Origin of the sequence: Bacillus sp. SIMBA_031, assembly GCF_046535225.1 — a bacterium.
GTDB classification, from domain to species: domain Bacteria; phylum Bacillota; class Bacilli; order Bacillales; family Bacillaceae; genus Bacillus; species Bacillus velezensis.
The window spans coordinates 1-270 of sequence record NZ_JAWRXC010000266.1; the positions used below are offsets into that span (position 1 = coordinate 1).

The window sequence follows — 270 nt, forward strand, 5'->3', positions numbered from 1 at the left end:
TGCAAGAGCTGTCGATTGTGCCAAGACACACTGGAAGGTCAGCGCCGGCACGGCCGGTGCAATATCGGCAGCGAAATGCTGATGATGTCAGGCAGGTTCATCGACGGCGGCGTGCCGATGTGTATAAAGACGATAGCGGCGCGGCTCCCCGCCGGCGCCGCCGCCAATTTCCAACCAGGGTAGCGCTTGCCGTCCGCCGGTGGCTCGCGCTTCTCAATCAATCCAAGCAAGCGACGCTCTGCGACAACGAGATTCTGGACACAAACATGC

Annotated in this window: 1 protein-coding gene; it reads right to left on the reverse strand. The window is 60.7% G+C overall.

What is annotated here, in order from left to right:
- Nucleotides 1-38: 38 nt before the first annotated feature.
- On the reverse strand, nucleotides 39-270 hold a 232-nt coding region (locus SB724_RS20270; RefSeq protein ID WP_410572660.1), incomplete at its 5' end, for a hypothetical protein.